Source organism: Desulfovibrio sp. UIB00, from assembly GCF_022508225.1.
GTDB lineage: Bacteria > Desulfobacterota > Desulfovibrionia > Desulfovibrionales > Desulfovibrionaceae > Desulfovibrio.
Genome location: NZ_JAETXJ010000005.1, coordinates 148,853 through 164,853, shown reverse-complemented (window position 1 = coordinate 164,853; position 16,001 = coordinate 148,853). Strand labels below are relative to the sequence as shown.

Genomic DNA, 16,001 nt, shown 5'->3' with positions numbered 1-16,001 from the left:
GGGGAGAATCCCGTTTGTAAGAAGGGTCATCCCCCGCGCAGCCAGCCAAGCTTCGCAAAATCTCGCCAACCGCGCCCGCAGCGTGGCGCATCATCCGCACTTGTTCCTCCTGCCTCCCTGCGTTATGCTGCAAAAGCGCCAGAAGGCCCGCAGGCCATCCACCTGCTGGCGGCGCTCCGACATCAAGGCATTCTCACGTTGAAATACTTGCTTGCGAGCGATACGGGGTCGCCTGACAAAATATTTTTCAACGGGAATTTTACAAAAAACCGTGCGGAGCAGAGACATACCTTTCAATGATAATCTGCTCCAATCGATAATCCATATCAGAGGCGACAGGCGGTATTCATGCAGGCATGGGACATTGAATTTCGGGATCTCAGCGTGGGCTACGGCGAGCATGTGGTTCTGCGCGATGTCAACGCGGTGCTCCCGGGCGGCAAGGTTTCTGTAATTCTTGGCGGTTCCGGCTGTGGCAAGTCCACCCTGCTGCGCCATATCATCGGCCTTTCGCGCCCGCAGGCTGGCCATGTGCTCATAGGCGACAAAGACCTCTTTGCCCTGCCGCAAAAAGAATTTCGGCGCATGCGCCGCAACATGGGCGTGCTGTTTCAGGACGGCGCGCTGCTGGGCGCTCTGTCGCTGGTGCAAAACGTCACGCTGCCCCTCACGGAGCATCTGAATCTCCCCAAGAAGCTTGTCCGCGAGGCTGGCCTGCGCGTGCTGCGCATGGTGGGTCTTGAGGATTTTGCCGATTTTTATCCCAACCAGCTTTCCGGCGGCATGCGCAAACGCGCGGGCCTTGCGCGGGCCATTGTGGCCGAACCGCGCATTCTGCTGTGCGATGAGCCAACCTCCGGTCTTGACCCCATCACCGCTGCCCGTATGGACGAACTGCTGCTTGCCATGCGCAAGCAATATACCGACATGTCAGTGGTTGTGGTCAGCCACGACCTTGCCAGCCTGAGGGCCATTGCCGACCATGTTCTGGTACTGGGCGAAGGCCGCGCGCTTTTTTCCGGTTCGCTGGCCGAGCTTGAAGCAAGCGATGACCCATATCTGCGCCAATTTTTGTTGCGTGAACCCGGCGACACGCAGGCCGCCATGGGCGAAGCGCCAGATCCGGCGGTGCGGCAGGCCCTTGACCGCTGGCTGGCATCATAAAAACTGCGCCGCTGTATAATAAAAATTGCGATAACCTGGCGATTCGCGATTACCTACTCAACAGTAGGGCTTGAAACTTTGTCATGGCGCACTTATACTGAGATTTGATCTTATTGCCGAATTATCTGTGGAGCTACCTGAACCTTATGAGTACTGTTCGTGAAACCGCTGTGGGCCTTTTTGTCCTGTTCGGCCTTGTATGCGTTGCCTACCTGACCATCAAGCTGGGCAAGATGGAAGTTTTCAGCCAGCAGGGCTTTGAACTTTCTGCCAACTTTGATTCTGTTTCCGGCCTGCGGGTCGGGGCGGATATTGAAATGGCCGGGGTGCCGGTAGGACGCGTGGTAAGCATTGGTCTTGACCCGGACCCGGTGCGCAATCAGGCAGTGGTGCGCCTGCGGCTCGACAAAGACCTGAAACTTTCGGAAGACAGCATCGCCTCCATCCGCACCAGTGGCCTCATTGGCGACAAATATGTCAGCCTTTCGCGCGGAGGTTCGGAGCATGTCCTTGCGGCTGGCGACACAATTACTGAAACGGAATCCGCCGTTGACCTCGGTTCCCTCATCGGCAAGTACGCCTTCGGAGGAGTCAAATAACAATGACCATTCATGCGACCACACGCCATATAGCCGCAGGCTTTCTGCTTGCGCTGCTGACAGTTGCCCTGTTGCCCGGCGCGGCCAGTGCAAGTTCTCCTGCACAACTGGCGCTGGAAACTTCCATCAGCCGCATCCTCGGCTCCATCAAGAACCCCGACTACGTCAATCCTGCCACGCGCGGCCCGCTGCGCCAGCAGATTGAAGATGAAGTCCTGCACATATTTGATTTCAAAGAATTTTCTTCGCGCACGGTGGGGCCGCGCTGGAGCACATTCAGCCCGGCGCAGCAACAGCAGTTCAGCGATGCCTTTGCAGAACTGCTCCTGAATACCTACCTGAGCAAGATTGACGGATACAATGGCGAACAGGTGGTGTACACTGGCGAGGTTTCGTCCCCCAAGGGCGACCGCACCGAAGTGCGCACAATCATCACCATGAAGGACTCGAAAAAAGTCCCCGTTGCTTACCGCATGCTCCCCAAAAACGGATCATGGCTTGTTTATGACGTGCTGATTGAAAATATCAGCCTGGTCAAAAACTATCGCACCCAGTTTCAGGACATTCTGAACACCGGCAGCCCTGACCAGCTTATTGCCAAGGTCAAGGCCAAGGCGCAGGAGGTCCGGCAGGGCAATGGCCAGTAACTACTCATCAACACTGCTAGGGCATCTCTATGTGCCCGGCTTTCTGCTGGCCGCACTGCTTTGCTTGTGGCATGCGCCAGCCAGTGCGGCCCCCAGTCAGGCGCCTGCGCCCTCCACTGTGTACGGCAAAGCGCCCCAGCTGCAGCCTGGGGCCATCACAGTAACGCCCTACGGGACAATGAATGCAGACAGTACCCTGGACGACTACGACAATGAGCCGATCCAGAGTATTTCCGACCCCATTGAACCGTGGAACAGGTTCTGGTTCCATTTCAATGACATTTTCTTTCTCTATGTTGCCAAGCCCGCCTACACAGCATGGGAAGCAGTTACGCCGCACCAGTTGCGCTCCGGGTTGAAAAATTTCTTTTCCAACCTTCTGTTCCCTGTGCGTTTTGTGAACAACATTCTGCAGTTCCGCTTTTTTGAAGCGGGGGTGGAATTTGGGCGTTTTGTCATCAACACCACTTCCAGCGCGGGCTTTGCCGACGTGGCAAAAGGACACAAAACCATTGTGCCCGTTGATCCCACAGGCGAAGACTTTGGTCAGACTCTTGGACGCTGGGGCCTTGGGCATGGTTTCTATATTGTCTGGCCCATCATTGGCCCAAGCTCCGCGCGCGACACTGTGGGCCGTGCTGGCGATCTGTTTGCCGACCCGCTGTTCTACCTGCAACCCACGGAATTGAGCCTTGGGATTGGCGGCGGCCTGCGGTTCAACGCCCTCGGCGATGTGCTGCCCCTGTATGAAGACCTGAACACCGTGGCTGTTGACCCCTACATAGCCATGCGCGAGGCCTATGTGAACTTCCGCAAGGCGCAGGTATTGCACTAGACCTTGCCCTGTAAGCCAGAATGCAAGCCCCCGGCGGAAACCATATAGTTTCTGAGCCGGGGGCTTTTTACGTTTTGGGATATATTTTGGGCGTAGATGCGGCGCGTTTTCGGCCGATCTGTACGATACTATTTTTTTCTGCCCTTCGGGCGCAATTTTCCGCCTTCCGGCGGGGTTTGGGACGCCTGTGCGGCGCGCAGCAAGGCGGGGCCGGTTATGGGGCTACGCCCCCTTCTCGGCCCCCCTTGCATCCCCCCCGAAGCACCCCCTTGAGTTTTCAGCTTCCACAAACCGGCGAGGGCAACGCGGCCATAGCTGCGGGAGCTTCCCTCGCTCGCTGCACTCGCTCAGGTGATCTCCCTCCGCGCCGCGTTTATGCCAGAGAACATTTCCGCTCCGAATGGAATTCCGCTTCAGCCAACTACCATTGATTTTATTGCTGCCAGAGAATGAGCCTTGTACCTTTTTAGTTGCTCTGAATATTCTGGCAGCACTACGCGTGGATAAATTCTGATAGCAAACAAAGACATGCACCACTTCGACAAGGTGCATGTGATACTGACAAGTTTCATTCAGCCATGACCAAAGGAATACCTTACGAGTCAGAAAAATTTGTACTCCATCAGGAGCTGGTCGTTGTGTTGCCTTCCTTAAACTCGCCGGAGCGAATGCGAAGGCGATGGCTGGTGTTGGGCGAATTTGCAAAATACGCGTTTTGCGGCCTGAAAAGGAAGCGCCGGGATTTTGAGCGCAGCGTACTCAAGTACGTGAGCATCAAAATCCCGGCGCTGACGCATTCAGGGCGTAAAAGTCGGGTTTGCGTAAATCAGCCTGACAGGCTCACCCACCCCGCAAAAAACATCTCCCCTTATTTGCCTTTTCTTTCCCGTCCTGCCTTCCATTACCTTCCCCTCTGCCGCAGCACCCCAGGCCCCAAGACTTTTTTTTGCCAGCACCTTCTGGTAGGCTCCGCCCATGAACAATCCGTCCACCCAAGCCTCAAGCCCCCTGCTGCAACTGGAAAACCTCTCTGTGACCTTTGCAACCGCAGACGGCCCGCTGCCCGCCGTGCGCAGCGTAAACATCTGTCTGCATGAGGGCGAAACAGTTTGCCTCGTTGGTGAATCCGGCTGCGGTAAAAGTCTCACGGCCAAAGCCATTTTGCAGCTCACCCCGCCCAACGCGGTGCTTGACGGGCGTATTCTGCTGCACGGTCAGAATCTGCTTGAGCTTTCAGAAAAAGAAATGCGCTCCGTGCGTGGTCGTCAGGTGGGCATGATCTTTCAGGAGCCCATGACCTCTCTCAACCCGGTGCTCAAAATTGGCGATCAGGTGGCGGAACCTTTGCGACTGCATCAGGGCATGAGCCGCTCAAAAGCCCGGGAGGCTGCCATAGAGCTGCTGACGGAAGTGGGCATCCCCGCGCCGCAGAGTCGCTATGACGATTACCCGCATCAGCTCTCGGGCGGCATGCGTCAGCGCGTCATGATCGCCATGGCTTTGTCGTGCAGACCTGCCCTGCTGCTGGCTGATGAGCCAACCACTGCGCTGGACGCTACCATTCAGGGTCAGATTCTGCGTCTGCTGGCGGCCCGCTGCCGCGAGCGCAGCATGGCCGTACTGCTGATTACCCACGATCTCGGCGTAGCCGCCCAGATGGCGGATACGGTGGGCGTTATGTACGCCGGGCGTCTGGTAGAATGCGCCCCGGCCCAGGAGCTGTTCGCTGACCCGCGCCATCCCTACACTCAAGGATTGCTGCACGCTGCGCCCAGCGCCCGTTCACGCGGCCTTGAGCGCCTGCCAACCATACCAGGCACAGTTCCATCCCTTGCCAAGATGCCTACGGGGTGTCCATTCCACCCCCGCTGCAAGTCAGCCCTTGCGCGTTGCGCCGCCGAAATGCCGCCCACAGCTGCCAGCGGCGCACACAGCACGGCCTGCTGGCTGGTCGGCCAGCTATAGCGATAGCCCCTCGCGGGCAAGCATCACGCCCAGCCATTGCCGCAGACCACCTTGCGCAGATATATTGCCTCTGCTATAAACTTATTTTCCAGTTCTCCGTAAATTCAGACAGTGGCTCTGTCCGGCTCATTCCTGCTGCCGCGCCATGCCGCATCTGATTGCTCCCCCCATCGCGTTGCCCCCTACTGGCAACGTTTGGCAATCGGACTTCTGAATTTCGGCGTATTCAAGCATTCCGCCAGACTGTCAGTTTCTGGGCCGCCCCCCTACGGCCCACCAGAGCATTTCGTGGCGCGGATTTTCAGAATCCGCGTGAACAGACAAACTTGTTCAAGTTCATCTGCTCTATGCTGTCAACAGCGCTGCCCTGGGCAAACAGGGCAGTTTCAGCTGAACGTGGAGGATGCCTCACATGAAACTAGGCGCAAAACTTGTGCTCTCTTTCGGCAGTCTCATCGCTGTCATTCTGGTGTCTTCTGCCGTCACCATGCACAACGTGGGCGAAATGAACGGCAAGGTGCGCGAGATTGACGAGGCATGGCTGCCTTCTGTCACTGCCATCCAGTCCATGAATGTGCAGCTCAATTCGCTCCGCGCCGATCTTGCGTCAATAATGTCGCAAACCTACGCCGACGAGATCCGCAAGTACGAAAAAAATCTTCAGGATTCCATGGATTCCATCCAACGTGATCAGGCTGCCTATCTGCAACTGCGCAGCGCCACCCCCGGCATGGATAGTGAGGAAGGCAAGTCCCTTATGGCCCGCATTGCCGACCTTTCCTTGCAGGAAAGCAAGGCGCGCGAAGGCATCATCAAGGGGGTGCTGGATGGACGGCGCGGCGTGGCAAACGTGGCCTTTGACAAAAAATACCGCCCAGTGTTTCAGGAACTTGGCGAAACCTATGGCAAAGTCGTACATATGAACATCACAGGCAGCAAGCTTGCGGCCCAAAGCGCCACCGATGCAGGGCAAAAAACCCGCAACATGTCCATTGCCATCACTCTGGCTGCCGTTATCATCAGCATCTGCATTACCTGGCTGCTCACGCGTTCTGTGGGGCGGCAACTGGGCAAAGACCCCGGCGAACTGGCCGTCATAGCCCGCCGGGTTGCCAACGGCGATTACGATATTGACGATGGCAGTGCCAAAACCGGCGTGTATGCAGACATGGTTTCCATGGCGCAGACGCTTAAGGAAAACATGGCAAGGGCGCACCAGGAATCGGAAAATGCCAGGCAAAGCGCCCAGCGGGCAGAAGAAGCCCTGCGGCAGGCGGAGGCAGCAAGCGTTGAAGCTCAGCGCAAAGCCGAAGCAATGAGCGCCGCTTCTGAGGGTCTTCAGCAGGTTGCGCAGGTTGTGAGCGACGCTTCAACGCGACTGGCTGCGCACATTGAGCAGTCTGACAAGGGCGCATGCGAGACGTCGCTCAGGCTGACTGAGGCAGCCAGCGCTATTCAGCAGATGAACAAGACCGTGCATCAGGTGGCGCAAAACGCCGCAGCCGCCAATGCCGCCTCGCTGGAAACGCGCCAAAAGGCCGAACAAGGCGCGGAAATCGTCAAGCGCTCCCTGCACAGCATCAGCGAGGTGCACCATGTTTCGCTGGCGACCAAGAACGATATGGCGCAGCTCCGGGAACATACGCAAAATATCAACCGCATCATGAACGTTATTTCGGATATTGCCGACCAGACCAACCTGCTTGCCCTTAATGCCGCTATTGAAGCCGCCCGAGCTGGCGATGCCGGGCGCGGTTTTGCCGTGGTCGCTGATGAGGTGCGCAAACTGGCGGAAAAAACAATGAATTCCACGCATGACGTGGCCAACGCCATCACAGCCATTCAGGACAGTGCCGCAAAGAGCATGGATTCTGTGGATAACGTTGCCCTTCAGATCGAGCAGGCCAATGATTTTGCCCAGCAATCCGGGCAAGCGCTGACAGATATCGTTGTGATGGTGGAATCCACCTCTGATCAGGTTACCGCCATCTCTTCTGCCAGCGAGGAGCAGTCTGCCGCCAGCGATCAGGTCACAAGCGTTATTGACCAGATCAACGGCATGTCCCGTCAAACAGCCTCTGCCATGCGTGCAGCCACTGAAGCTGTGGAAGATCTGGCAGCCCAGGCCAACGGGCTTTCGGGCCTTATTGCGCAGATGCGCGCCCAGTAGTTTTTTCAGGGCATCCCTGGATGTCTGCAACATTCGTTGCAAAAACGCCGACCTCCGGGTCGGCGTTTTTGTTTGCTGTGTCATCCTGGGAGTCTGATCAACTGCCTTTATATTTTAGACAGCCATGAGCGAGGCGGCAGAGGCCATAACCAACCTTTCCGCCCAAGCCAGCAACCTCATGCAATTGGCAGAAGCCATGAATCACGATTTATCCCAGCTTGCGACGGCATCCCCCACACACTGCATGGCACGTACAAAGCGGTGGTTCAGAAAAACCACCGCGTTGTTGTATATTTTGTCCTTCATGCCATTGAAAAAATTTAGCACGCTCTTTGCATATGTTATACATTCATCGCAAGTGTCTGTAGCACAAACCCAGGAGGTGAAAGATTATGCGACTGATTGTAAAACTTGGATTATCATTCTTTTTCATTACACTTGTTCTGCTTGCGATGAGTGGCATGTCGATCAAAAACATTTCTGCAATGAATAAAAGATTCATTGAAATAGATACATCGTTACTCCCATCGCTCATAGAACTTCAGGAAATGCATCTGAAATTCTGGATTATTCGCTCTGACGTATTGGCGCTTATTTCACAAACATCGCCAGCAGAGATCGAACGCTATTCCTCCAACATCACCAGCACGATGGATTCAATCAGGGAAAATCATGATAGATATTTTTCCATTGTGGGTGAATCCGAAGACCAGCATCATGCAGCGGCAAAGGAACTGATAGAAAAAATTGATGCAATTTCTCGCAAGCTCAACACTGTACGCAAAGAAATCCTTGCATTTGTGCAATGTGAAGAACGCGGAGAGGCAATAAACATATTTGAAAAGAAATACACGCCCTTATTCAACAGCATTGAGCCACTCTATGAAGAACTGATGGCACTTACCAAGTCAGACAACAAACAGGTGTCTGCCGAGGCCGTTACCTTAGGCGAAAGCGCCGTTAAAGGCGCATATGCGCTCAGTGCTGCCGCCGTATTTTTCAGCATCATCGTTTCTCTTGCACTTTCGCGCTCCATAAAGCATCAACTTGGCAAAGACCCCGGCGAACTCCAGGCAGTGGCAAGCCGTGTTGCCGCCGGAGACTACGACATTCATGACGCAAATAGCGACAGCGTCGGCGTGTACGCTTCCATAGTCGCCATGGTGCTGGCGCTGAAAACCCATATCGAAAGTGCTCAACGCGAATCGCTGGTGGCTCGGGAGCAATCCGCCAAGGCAACCGAAGCATTGCGCCAGACGGAAACCGCCAATATAGAAGCCCAAAACAAAAGCGAATCTCTGCGGATGGCCGCCGCCAGGCTTCAGGAGGTGGCCCGGATAGTGAGTGCAGCTACCGCGCGCCTGGCCGCGCAGATTGAACAGTCAGATAAAGGCGCGCAAGAGACATCGGCCCGACTGGGCGAGGCGGCCTCTGCCATGCAGCAGATGAATGCCACTGTGCAGGAAGTGGCGCGCAACGCGTCCGTTGCCTCGCAGGCCTCCACAGAAACCCGCGCCAAGGCGGAAAACGGCTCAGAAATCGTCAAGCGTTCACTGCGCAGCATTGATCAGGTGCATCAGGCCTCCATGACGCTCAAGGACGACATGGCCCAACTGCACGGACACACCCAAAACATCAACCGCATCATGGGCGTTATTTCAGACATAGCCGACCAGACCAACCTGCTTGCCCTCAACGCGGCTATCGAGGCTGCCCGAGCTGGCGATGCCGGGCGCGGTTTTGCCGTGGTGGCGGATGAAGTGCGCAAACTGGCGGAAAAAACCATGGCCTCCACCCATGACGTTGCCAACGCCATCAAGGCCATCCAGTCCAGCGCTACCCAGAGCATGGATTCTGTGGACAAGGCCGCAAGGCAGATTGAAGAAGCCAATACCTACGCCAGCCAGTCTGGTGCGGCCCTGACCGATATTGTGGCCACGGTTGAGGGCACGGCGGACCAGGTCAATGCCATTGCCGCCGCAAGCGAGCAGCAGTCTGCCGCCAGCGATGAAGTAAGCCGCGCCATAACCCAGATAAGCGAAATGTCGCGTCAGACCTCTGCCGCCATGCGCGAAGCGGCAGATGCCGTGGCCGAACTGGCAGGGCAGACCCAAAATCTTATGGATCTCATGTCCAGCATGCAACAGTAGCACAAAAGAAGGGGCTGTTCCGTCAGGACAATGCGAGTCTCTGACGGAAAAGCCCCATCGGCCCGAAATATTTTTTTTCTACGGCTCTTCCGCCACGGCAGGCTTGCACCGCCTGCCCAGCCAGCGGGCGATCACAGGGGGCAGCCAGCCAGCGCCCTTTTGTCCGGCCCCGGCAACGCAATCCTTGCTTGGCGTATACTGCCTTTTGACAATATAGACGCCCACCAGCACCACCCCTATGCCCATAACTTCCAGCCCAGACAATTTCTCTGAAAATATGGCCCACGAGTACACAGCTGCAATGGCAGGCTGGCAAAGGCATATCACCGAAGAAAGATTGACGCTGAGCTTGCCCTGACAATGCGTGAGCATGTTATGCCCTATTACCTGCACGCAGAGCGTAAGAGCCAGTATGGGCCACAGATCATCCCAACTTCGCGGAATCTGCAAACCCTCCACGCCCCACGAGGCAAAAAAAAGGCCCACAAGCCCGCCAACGGCGCTGCCAAGCATGATGACGCTGCTTTCCATCCTGTCGCGCAGGCGGTAGGCAATGAGCAGAAATCCCGCGTAAAAAAAGGCCGCAGCCAGTGCCAGAAAATCACCAAAATAGTTGCCCGGCACAGGGCTGGCCTTGCCCCCCACCAATAGCACCACCCCGGCAAGGGTAACAGCCGCGCCGGGAATGAACAGCTTCGGCAGTCGCTCGTGAAACAGAAAATATGAGACCGGAATAACCGTGAACGGCGTCAGATTGGTGAGCAGGTTGGCATTGGCAACCGTTGTATAGCTGAATGCCGTGTTCCACAGGGCCACATCGCCCGCCAGGAACAGGCCGGATAACAGCAGCAGGACGACATCCCTGCCGCTGAGCCGCCCAAGCCTGCCATAGGCCAACGGCCAGAGCAGCGGGATAGAAAAAAGCATGCGGTACATGCCCGTATTGATGGGCGACAGACCGCTCTGGCGCACAAAGATACCCCCGGTGGCCAAAAAGGCCACTGCCAGCACCGCCAGCAGAACATATTTTGTGCCGTTCCCCCGCCACATTCCGCCCTGCGGCGCAGTATCGTCTTGCGTGGACATGGAGCCCCCCATCCTTTTATTGTGTTTGCTGCCCCCTTTGATACAGTGGGCATGGCACCATCAAAAGTGCCACATGATACATATTTTATGGTGCCACCTGGGGGCAGACATGATCAGCACGGGCAAGAACGGCTCCGGGCCGCTGTATTTGCAGATATACAGCCAGTTGAAGCAGGATATTGCCTGCGGCGCGCTTGCAGAGGGCACGATCCTGACCGGCAGCAGGACGCTGGCATCCATGCTGGGGGTCAGCCGCAATACTGTGGACAATGCCTATAGTCAACTGGTGGCGGAGGGCTATATAGCCGCCCGCACGGGGGTAGGATTTGTGGTGCAGCATGTTCCCATCATTGACGCCCCAGCCGCGCCAACAGGGCACACAGCGCCACAACCTGCGCAGCGCCCCGCGCAGCCAGAAATTTATGCCCAAAGGCAGGCGCAGATTCACGGGCAGCCCCTGGTTTACGACCTGACAAACAGCAGCCACACGGTTGACCTTTTTCCCAAAAGCCTCTGGAAAAAATACACCTTTGAATGCCTTGAGATGCTGGAGAGAGAAGAAAAAATTTCTGCCTTGCAGGTCATGCAGGGCGAACCCTACCTGCGCAAAAACCTGCTGGGCTACCTCAAACGCATTCGCGGCGTGAACTGCACGGAAGACCAGATCGTCATAACCTGCGGTTTGCAGCAGTCGCTGGAATATCTGTGCAAAATAGCAGCCCGGCGCGGGCAAAAAATTCTGATGGAAGAACCCGGCTTCAACAAGGCGGCCGCTGTATTCCGCAACAACCACCTGCCCATTGAGACCGTACCCGTGGATGAAAACGGCCTGAAAGTGGCCGACCTGCCCCACAGGCCGCAGGCATTTGCCATCTATACCACGCCATCCCACCAGTTCCCCACCGGTGTCACGCTCCCCATCGGGCGCAGACATGCCCTGTTGCGCTGGGCGCAGAGCAACAACGTCTACGTGCTTGAAGACGACTTTGACAGCGAGATGCGCTACTATTCCAAGCCCATTCCTTCGCTGCAGTCCATAGATTCGGAAGCGCGGGTCATCTATCTTGGCACATTTTCCAAGGGCATATCCCCTTCCATCCGCATGGGGTACATGATTCTGCCGCCGCAGCTTGCCACCGCTTTTCGCGAAATGTTTGACGAATACAACAGCACCGTCCCCGTACTGAACCAGTATATTATTGGTCGCCTGCTCGAAACCGGCCAGTACGACAGGCATATCCGCCGTCTGAGCCATGTGTTCAAAAACCGCCTTGAGCTGTTCATTCAGGAATTTTCCCGTCTTGGATCGGGCCTGCGCATTACAGGCAACGGAACGGGCCAGTATTTTCTTTTGCGTTTTTCTGCCGGTATTGATCAGAAATTGCTCATAAAAAAAGCCCTGGAGCAGGGGGTGCGGGTCTACCCCACCATGCAGTTCTGGCAGGACAAGGCCGACTGCCCGCCCGACACGCTGTTTCTGGGGTTTGGCAAAATTCGCCTTGAAGACATACCAGATTGCGTGACGCGGCTTAAAACGGCCTGGGCGGAATGGCTGCATTGAGAGGAGCAAATAGCCGCCAGCACCAGGAGGACCAGAGAGGACGACCCGCCAGACTACTTCCAGAAGGCTTCCGCACCCTGAATGCAAAAGGGCCTCTGCACGGTTTTGCACCGCACAGAGACCCGCAGTGTTACAAAGAGACAGCCCCTAGTTTTTCATATCCACAATCAGATCGGCCAGCCCCCTGGTCTGAACTGCCAGATCAGCCACGGCCTTTTGGGCTTCGTCCATGGCCTCCGCCGTCTGGTGGGCGACCTGTGTGGCATCATCAATTGAATGGTTGATTTCTTCGCTGGCAGCAGACTGTTGCCCGCTGGCTTCGGCAATGGCGTTCACCTGGTTGGCGGTGGCTTCTACAGTAGCCACGATTTCTTCCAGAGCCTTGCCCGACTGATTGGCAAAATCCGTGGCCTGCTCCACTTGCCCCACAGCCTTGTCCATGTCCGAAACGCTCTTGGCCGTGCTTTCCTGGATGGCCTTGATGGCGTTGCCCACATCCTGGGTTGAGGCGAGGGTTTTTTCCGCCAGCTTGCGCACCTCATCCGCCACCACGGCAAAGCCGCGCCCAGCATCGCCCGCTCGGGCAGCTTCAATGGCGGCATTGAGCGCAAGCAGGTTGGTCTGGTCGGCAATATCCGAAATAACGCCCATGATGCGCGTAATGGCCTGTGAATGGTCGTTAAGTTCGGCCATGCCATCCCGGAGCCGCAACGAAACTTCGTGCACATGACCAATGCTCTGCACGGCCTTTTCCACAATGCCCGCTCCGCTCAGAGCGCGCTCACGTGTCTGGCTGGCCGCGTCAGATGCGGTTGCGGCGCTCAGCGCCACCTCCTGCACGCTGGCGTTCATCTGGTTCATGGCTGTTGCGGCCTCTGCAAGCATCTGGGCGGAATGCACAGCCCCTTTGTCCGACTGCTCTATCTGGGCCGAAAGCTGGGTAGAGGCAGTGCTCACAGCCTGGGCAACCCGCTCCAGCCTTTCCGCAGCCTGGAGCATGGCAGCGGCTTTGTCCTTTGCCTTGAGCTCGGCTTCGAGAGCCTCCGCCTGCGCCTGCTGGGCTTCACTGGCGGCCTTACCAGCAAGACGGCTCTGCTCCTCGGCCTGACCGATAAACTCCTTGAGCTTCACAACCATTGCGCTCAAGGCCTGTTGCAGGGTCGCCACTTCATCGCGCCCTGTTGTTTCAAATTCTTCATCAAGATTGCCTTGCGCCACGGCGCGAGCATGCCGGGTTATGCCCGCAAGAGGGCGAGTTATGGACACGACCATAGCATAGGAAAGCGGGCAGACCACCAGCAACAGTATCGCCAAAAAACCACCGCCATAGATTGCCAGCTGGCTGTGCAGGATGGAGCGCATGGTGGTGATGAGGCGACTTTCGGCCTTGTCCACATTGTCGATATACACGCCCGTGCCAATCCAGAAGGGCGTGCCCGCAATAGCTTCCGCATAGCCCAGCTTGAACACGTCGCCAGAGCCGGGCTTTGGAAACACAAAATCCACAAACCCGCCGCCGCGCTGCGCGGCCCTGTACAGTTCACTAACATAGTGAACGCCCCTGCTGTCAGCGGTTGAAGCCAGATCCTTGCCGATCAGTTGCTTCTGCAAGGGATGGGCCGCGCTGAGCGTGCCCTTGTACACATAAAAATACCCGGAGCTGTCATCCTCAAACCGGGCGCTGTCCACATACTGCGCAATGATGCGCAACTGCTCGGCCTCGGACTGGCCTTGCGTCATGGCCGCCAGACCAAGCGCCTGGGAGTGCGTGATATCCTTGATGCGCGCCCTTTGGGAGTCGAGCAGCATTTCTTTGGCAAGTGCCGTGCCGTCAGCAATGACGCCTTCCGTCATGCGCACGGACAGGCCCGCGATGGAAATAATCAGGGCGATCATGATGATGACAAAAAAGATAATTCGCTGACTGATGCTGAAATTTCTGAGCACGTCTTAATCTCCTGAAAAATCAAGGTGCAAACCGACACGCCGAAAAGCCGCACCAACCCTCCTGCGCAAGCACACGCTGTTGCAGCGGGCGCGGAACGCAAAAAGTACAGCGCGGACACAATGCCAGAGCAGGTCATACCAGCGTAACTGGCTACATAAATGGGCGGTCGCAAGGCAAAGGCGGGAAGCAATGCACACATGATAAAACCAAAAGCGGAAAGGCCATGCCCGTAAAATACGGCACACCGAGGCAGCCCGCAGGATGCTCCGGCGCATGGAAGACAACAACTTTATATACAAGCTGTATGGCCTGATTGTGGCAAACAGTAACTATTTTTGCAACATGCAGAAGTCGATAAAATTGATCAATTTACTATGGCAATATCCCCTGTCAGCCTAGAATCATGTCGGCTGCGTCCCAATCCTCTACGGGCAGGCTCCATGAAGGACATCGGCTTTGTTATTTTTCAGCGGATAAAAAAATGGGGCTTCTCACGGAAATACCGCGAAAAGCCCCAACAAAACGCTTTCAGCCTGCGGCTGAAACAGCGGAACTAGTCTTTCTTGTCCTTCTTGAGCCAGGACATCATGCCGCGCAGTTCCTTGCCCACCTTTTCGATCTGGTGTTCAGATTCGTTGCGGCGGGTGGTGAGGAACATGGGGTACTTGGCGCGGGCTTCAAGAATGAAGTTGCGCGCAAACACGCCGCTCTGGATGTCCTTGAGCACGCCCTTCATTTCCTTTTTCACCGTTTCGGTGATCAGGCGGGGGCCGGTGACGTAGTCGCCGTATTCAGCGGTGTTGCTGATGGAGTAACGCATGCGGGAAAGGCCGCCCTCGTACATGAGGTCAACGATGAGCTTCATTTCGTGCATGCATTCAAAGTACGCCATTTCGGGCTGATAACCGGCTTCCACGAGGGTTTCAAAACCGGCCTTGATCAGGGCGGAAACGCCGCCGCAAAGCACGGCCTGTTCACCGAAGAGGTCGGTTTCCGTTTCTTCACGGAAGGAGGTTTCAATAACGCCGGAGCGAGCGCCGCCGATGCCCTTGGCATAGGCCAGAGCAATCTTGAGGGCTTCGCCGGTGGCGTCCTGATGAATGGCCACGAGGCAGGGCACGCCACCGCCTTCAGTGAAGGTGCGGCGCACCAGATGGCCGGGGCCCTTGGGGGCGATGAGGAACACGTCCACATCCTTGGGCGGCTGGATCTGGCTGAAATGGATGTTGAAGCCGTGGGCGAACAACAGGGCCTTGCCCTTGGTCAGGTGGGGCTTCACGTCGTTTTCGTACACGGCGGCCTGCACTTCGTCAGGCAGCAGAATCATGATCAGGTCGGCCTGAGCGGCGGCCTCGGAAGCAGACACGGGGGTGAAGCCGTGTTCCTTGGCCAACTCGTAGTTGGCGCCGCCGGGGCGCTGACCCACCACAACCTTGACGCCGGAATCACGCAGATTCTGGGCATGGGCATGGCCCTGACTGCCATAACCGATGATGGCCACGGTCTTGTTTTTCAAACAATTAAGGTCTGCATCCTGATCGTAATAAACTTTCATCTGAACATCCTCTGAGATCACTCACGGTTAGACAAAAAAAATACATTCCTTCCCGCCCTTGCGGCAAGGACAGAGGGGGGCCGACTGGATACGGCGGGCAAGGCCGCCTGTGGGACGCTTTGCCAATGACCCGGGCTGGTTTGAATGGATATACGCACCACCCCGACCTCATGCGCGCTGTCAAGGAGACCTTGTGGGCCATTGACACGCTCACGGGCTAACGCTCCTGTAATCTCGCGGCGCATGGCCGCGCGACCGGGTTCTTTACGCGCAGGGGCAGCCATGCCTCGTGGGGTGTCTTGTGTCAAACACCCCGGCAAA

12 protein-coding genes are annotated in these 16,001 nt (G+C 56.6%); 9 read left to right on the top strand and 3 right to left on the bottom strand.

All coding sequences use genetic code 11. The features are described 5' to 3' along the window. The first annotated feature begins 348 nt into the window (after positions 1-348). The 8 genes from JMF94_RS09930 to JMF94_RS09895 all read left to right on the top strand — a co-directional run bounded on the left by JMF94_RS09930 (position 349) and on the right by JMF94_RS09895 (position 9,530). Positions 349-1,164 carry an ATP-binding cassette domain-containing protein gene (locus JMF94_RS09930; protein ID WP_240824940.1) on the top strand — a complete coding sequence of 272 codons (816 nt, stop codon included), beginning with the start codon at positions 349-351 and terminating at the stop codon, positions 1,162-1,164. Positions 1,165-1,310: 146 nt separating this feature from the next. Next, on the top strand, positions 1,311-1,763 hold the full coding sequence (gene mlaD, locus JMF94_RS09925; RefSeq protein WP_240824939.1) for an outer membrane lipid asymmetry maintenance protein MlaD: 453 nt from the start codon (positions 1,311-1,313) through the stop codon (positions 1,761-1,763). Positions 1,764-1,765: 2 nt separating this feature from the next. Further along, positions 1,766-2,410, top strand: a complete 645-nt coding sequence (locus tag JMF94_RS09920) for an ABC transporter substrate-binding protein (RefSeq protein WP_240824938.1) — start codon at positions 1,766-1,768, stop codon at positions 2,408-2,410. After that, a complete protein-coding gene (locus tag JMF94_RS09915) occupies positions 2,400-3,245 on the top strand; it encodes a VacJ family lipoprotein (protein ID WP_240824937.1) in 846 nt (281 codons plus the stop codon). Before JMF94_RS09920 ends, JMF94_RS09915 begins: the two co-directional genes overlap by 11 nt. A gap of 975 nt (positions 3,246-4,220) precedes the next feature. Then, positions 4,221-5,210, top strand: coding sequence for an ABC transporter ATP-binding protein (locus JMF94_RS09910; RefSeq protein ID WP_240824936.1), 990 nt, complete (start codon positions 4,221-4,223; stop codon positions 5,208-5,210). Positions 5,211-5,622: 412 nt separating this feature from the next. Further along, positions 5,623-7,380 carry a methyl-accepting chemotaxis protein gene (locus JMF94_RS09905; protein WP_240824935.1) on the top strand — a complete coding sequence of 586 codons (1,758 nt, stop codon included), beginning with the start codon at positions 5,623-5,625 and terminating at the stop codon, positions 7,378-7,380. A gap of 124 nt (positions 7,381-7,504) precedes the next feature. Further along, entirely contained in the window at positions 7,505-7,873 is a 369-nt protein-coding gene (locus JMF94_RS09900; protein WP_240824934.1) for a hypothetical protein, read from the top strand. Beyond that, positions 7,773-9,530, top strand: coding sequence for a methyl-accepting chemotaxis protein (locus JMF94_RS09895; RefSeq protein WP_346770017.1), 1,758 nt, complete (start codon positions 7,773-7,775; stop codon positions 9,528-9,530). Before JMF94_RS09900 ends, JMF94_RS09895 begins: the two co-directional genes overlap by 101 nt. 78 nt (positions 9,531-9,608) lie before the next feature. On the opposite strand, the gene JMF94_RS09890 is transcribed toward JMF94_RS09895, so the two are convergent. Continuing rightward, positions 9,609-10,616 carry a DMT family transporter gene (locus JMF94_RS09890; RefSeq protein ID WP_240824932.1) on the bottom strand — a complete coding sequence of 336 codons (1,008 nt, stop codon included), beginning with the start codon at positions 10,614-10,616 and terminating at the stop codon, positions 9,609-9,611. A gap of 73 nt (positions 10,617-10,689) precedes the next feature. Here JMF94_RS09890 and JMF94_RS09885 point away from each other — a divergent pair, with 73 nt between their 5' ends. Next, positions 10,690-12,177, top strand: a complete 1,488-nt coding sequence (locus tag JMF94_RS09885; RefSeq protein ID WP_240824931.1) for a PLP-dependent aminotransferase family protein — start codon at positions 10,690-10,692, stop codon at positions 12,175-12,177. A gap of 147 nt (positions 12,178-12,324) precedes the next feature. Here the strand turns inward: JMF94_RS09885 and JMF94_RS09880 are convergent, their stop codons facing one another. Both JMF94_RS09880 and ilvC read right to left on the bottom strand, forming a co-directional pair. Beyond that, the gene (locus tag JMF94_RS09880; protein WP_240824930.1) at positions 12,325-14,124 is read right to left on the bottom strand and encodes a methyl-accepting chemotaxis protein; all 1,800 of its coding nucleotides are present in this window, start codon (positions 14,122-14,124) and stop codon (positions 12,325-12,327) included. A 554-nt stretch (positions 14,125-14,678) separates the two neighbouring features. Beyond that, positions 14,679-15,680, bottom strand: a complete 1,002-nt coding sequence (gene ilvC, locus JMF94_RS09875; RefSeq protein ID WP_240824929.1) for a ketol-acid reductoisomerase — start codon at positions 15,678-15,680, stop codon at positions 14,679-14,681. Between the last annotated feature and the right edge of the window lie 321 nt (positions 15,681-16,001).

Bases quoted from the DNA above. Each gene is read 5' to 3' on its own strand.
- JMF94_RS09930 (WP_240824940.1), top strand. From the start codon at position 349: ATGCAGGCATGGGACATTGAATTTCGGGATCTCAGCGTGGGCTACGGC.
- mlaD (WP_240824939.1), top strand. From the start codon at position 1,311: ATGAGTACTGTTCGTGAAACCGCTGTGGGCCTTTTTGTCCTGTTCGGC.
- JMF94_RS09920 (WP_240824938.1), top strand. From the start codon at position 1,766: ATGACCATTCATGCGACCACACGCCATATAGCCGCAGGCTTTCTGCTT.
- JMF94_RS09915 (WP_240824937.1), top strand. From the start codon at position 2,400: ATGGCCAGTAACTACTCATCAACACTGCTAGGGCATCTCTATGTGCCC.
- JMF94_RS09910 (WP_240824936.1), top strand. From the start codon at position 4,221: ATGAACAATCCGTCCACCCAAGCCTCAAGCCCCCTGCTGCAACTGGAA.
- JMF94_RS09905 (WP_240824935.1), top strand. From the start codon at position 5,623: ATGAAACTAGGCGCAAAACTTGTGCTCTCTTTCGGCAGTCTCATCGCT.
- JMF94_RS09900 (WP_240824934.1), top strand. From the start codon at position 7,505: ATGAGCGAGGCGGCAGAGGCCATAACCAACCTTTCCGCCCAAGCCAGC.
- JMF94_RS09895 (WP_346770017.1), top strand. From the start codon at position 7,773: ATGCGACTGATTGTAAAACTTGGATTATCATTCTTTTTCATTACACTT.
- JMF94_RS09890 (WP_240824932.1), bottom strand. From the start codon at position 10,616: ATGTCCACGCAAGACGATACTGCGCCGCAGGGCGGAATGTGGCGGGGG.
- JMF94_RS09885 (WP_240824931.1), top strand. From the start codon at position 10,690: ATGATACATATTTTATGGTGCCACCTGGGGGCAGACATGATCAGCACG.
- ilvC (WP_240824929.1), bottom strand. From the start codon at position 15,680: ATGAAAGTTTATTACGATCAGGATGCAGACCTTAATTGTTTGAAAAAC.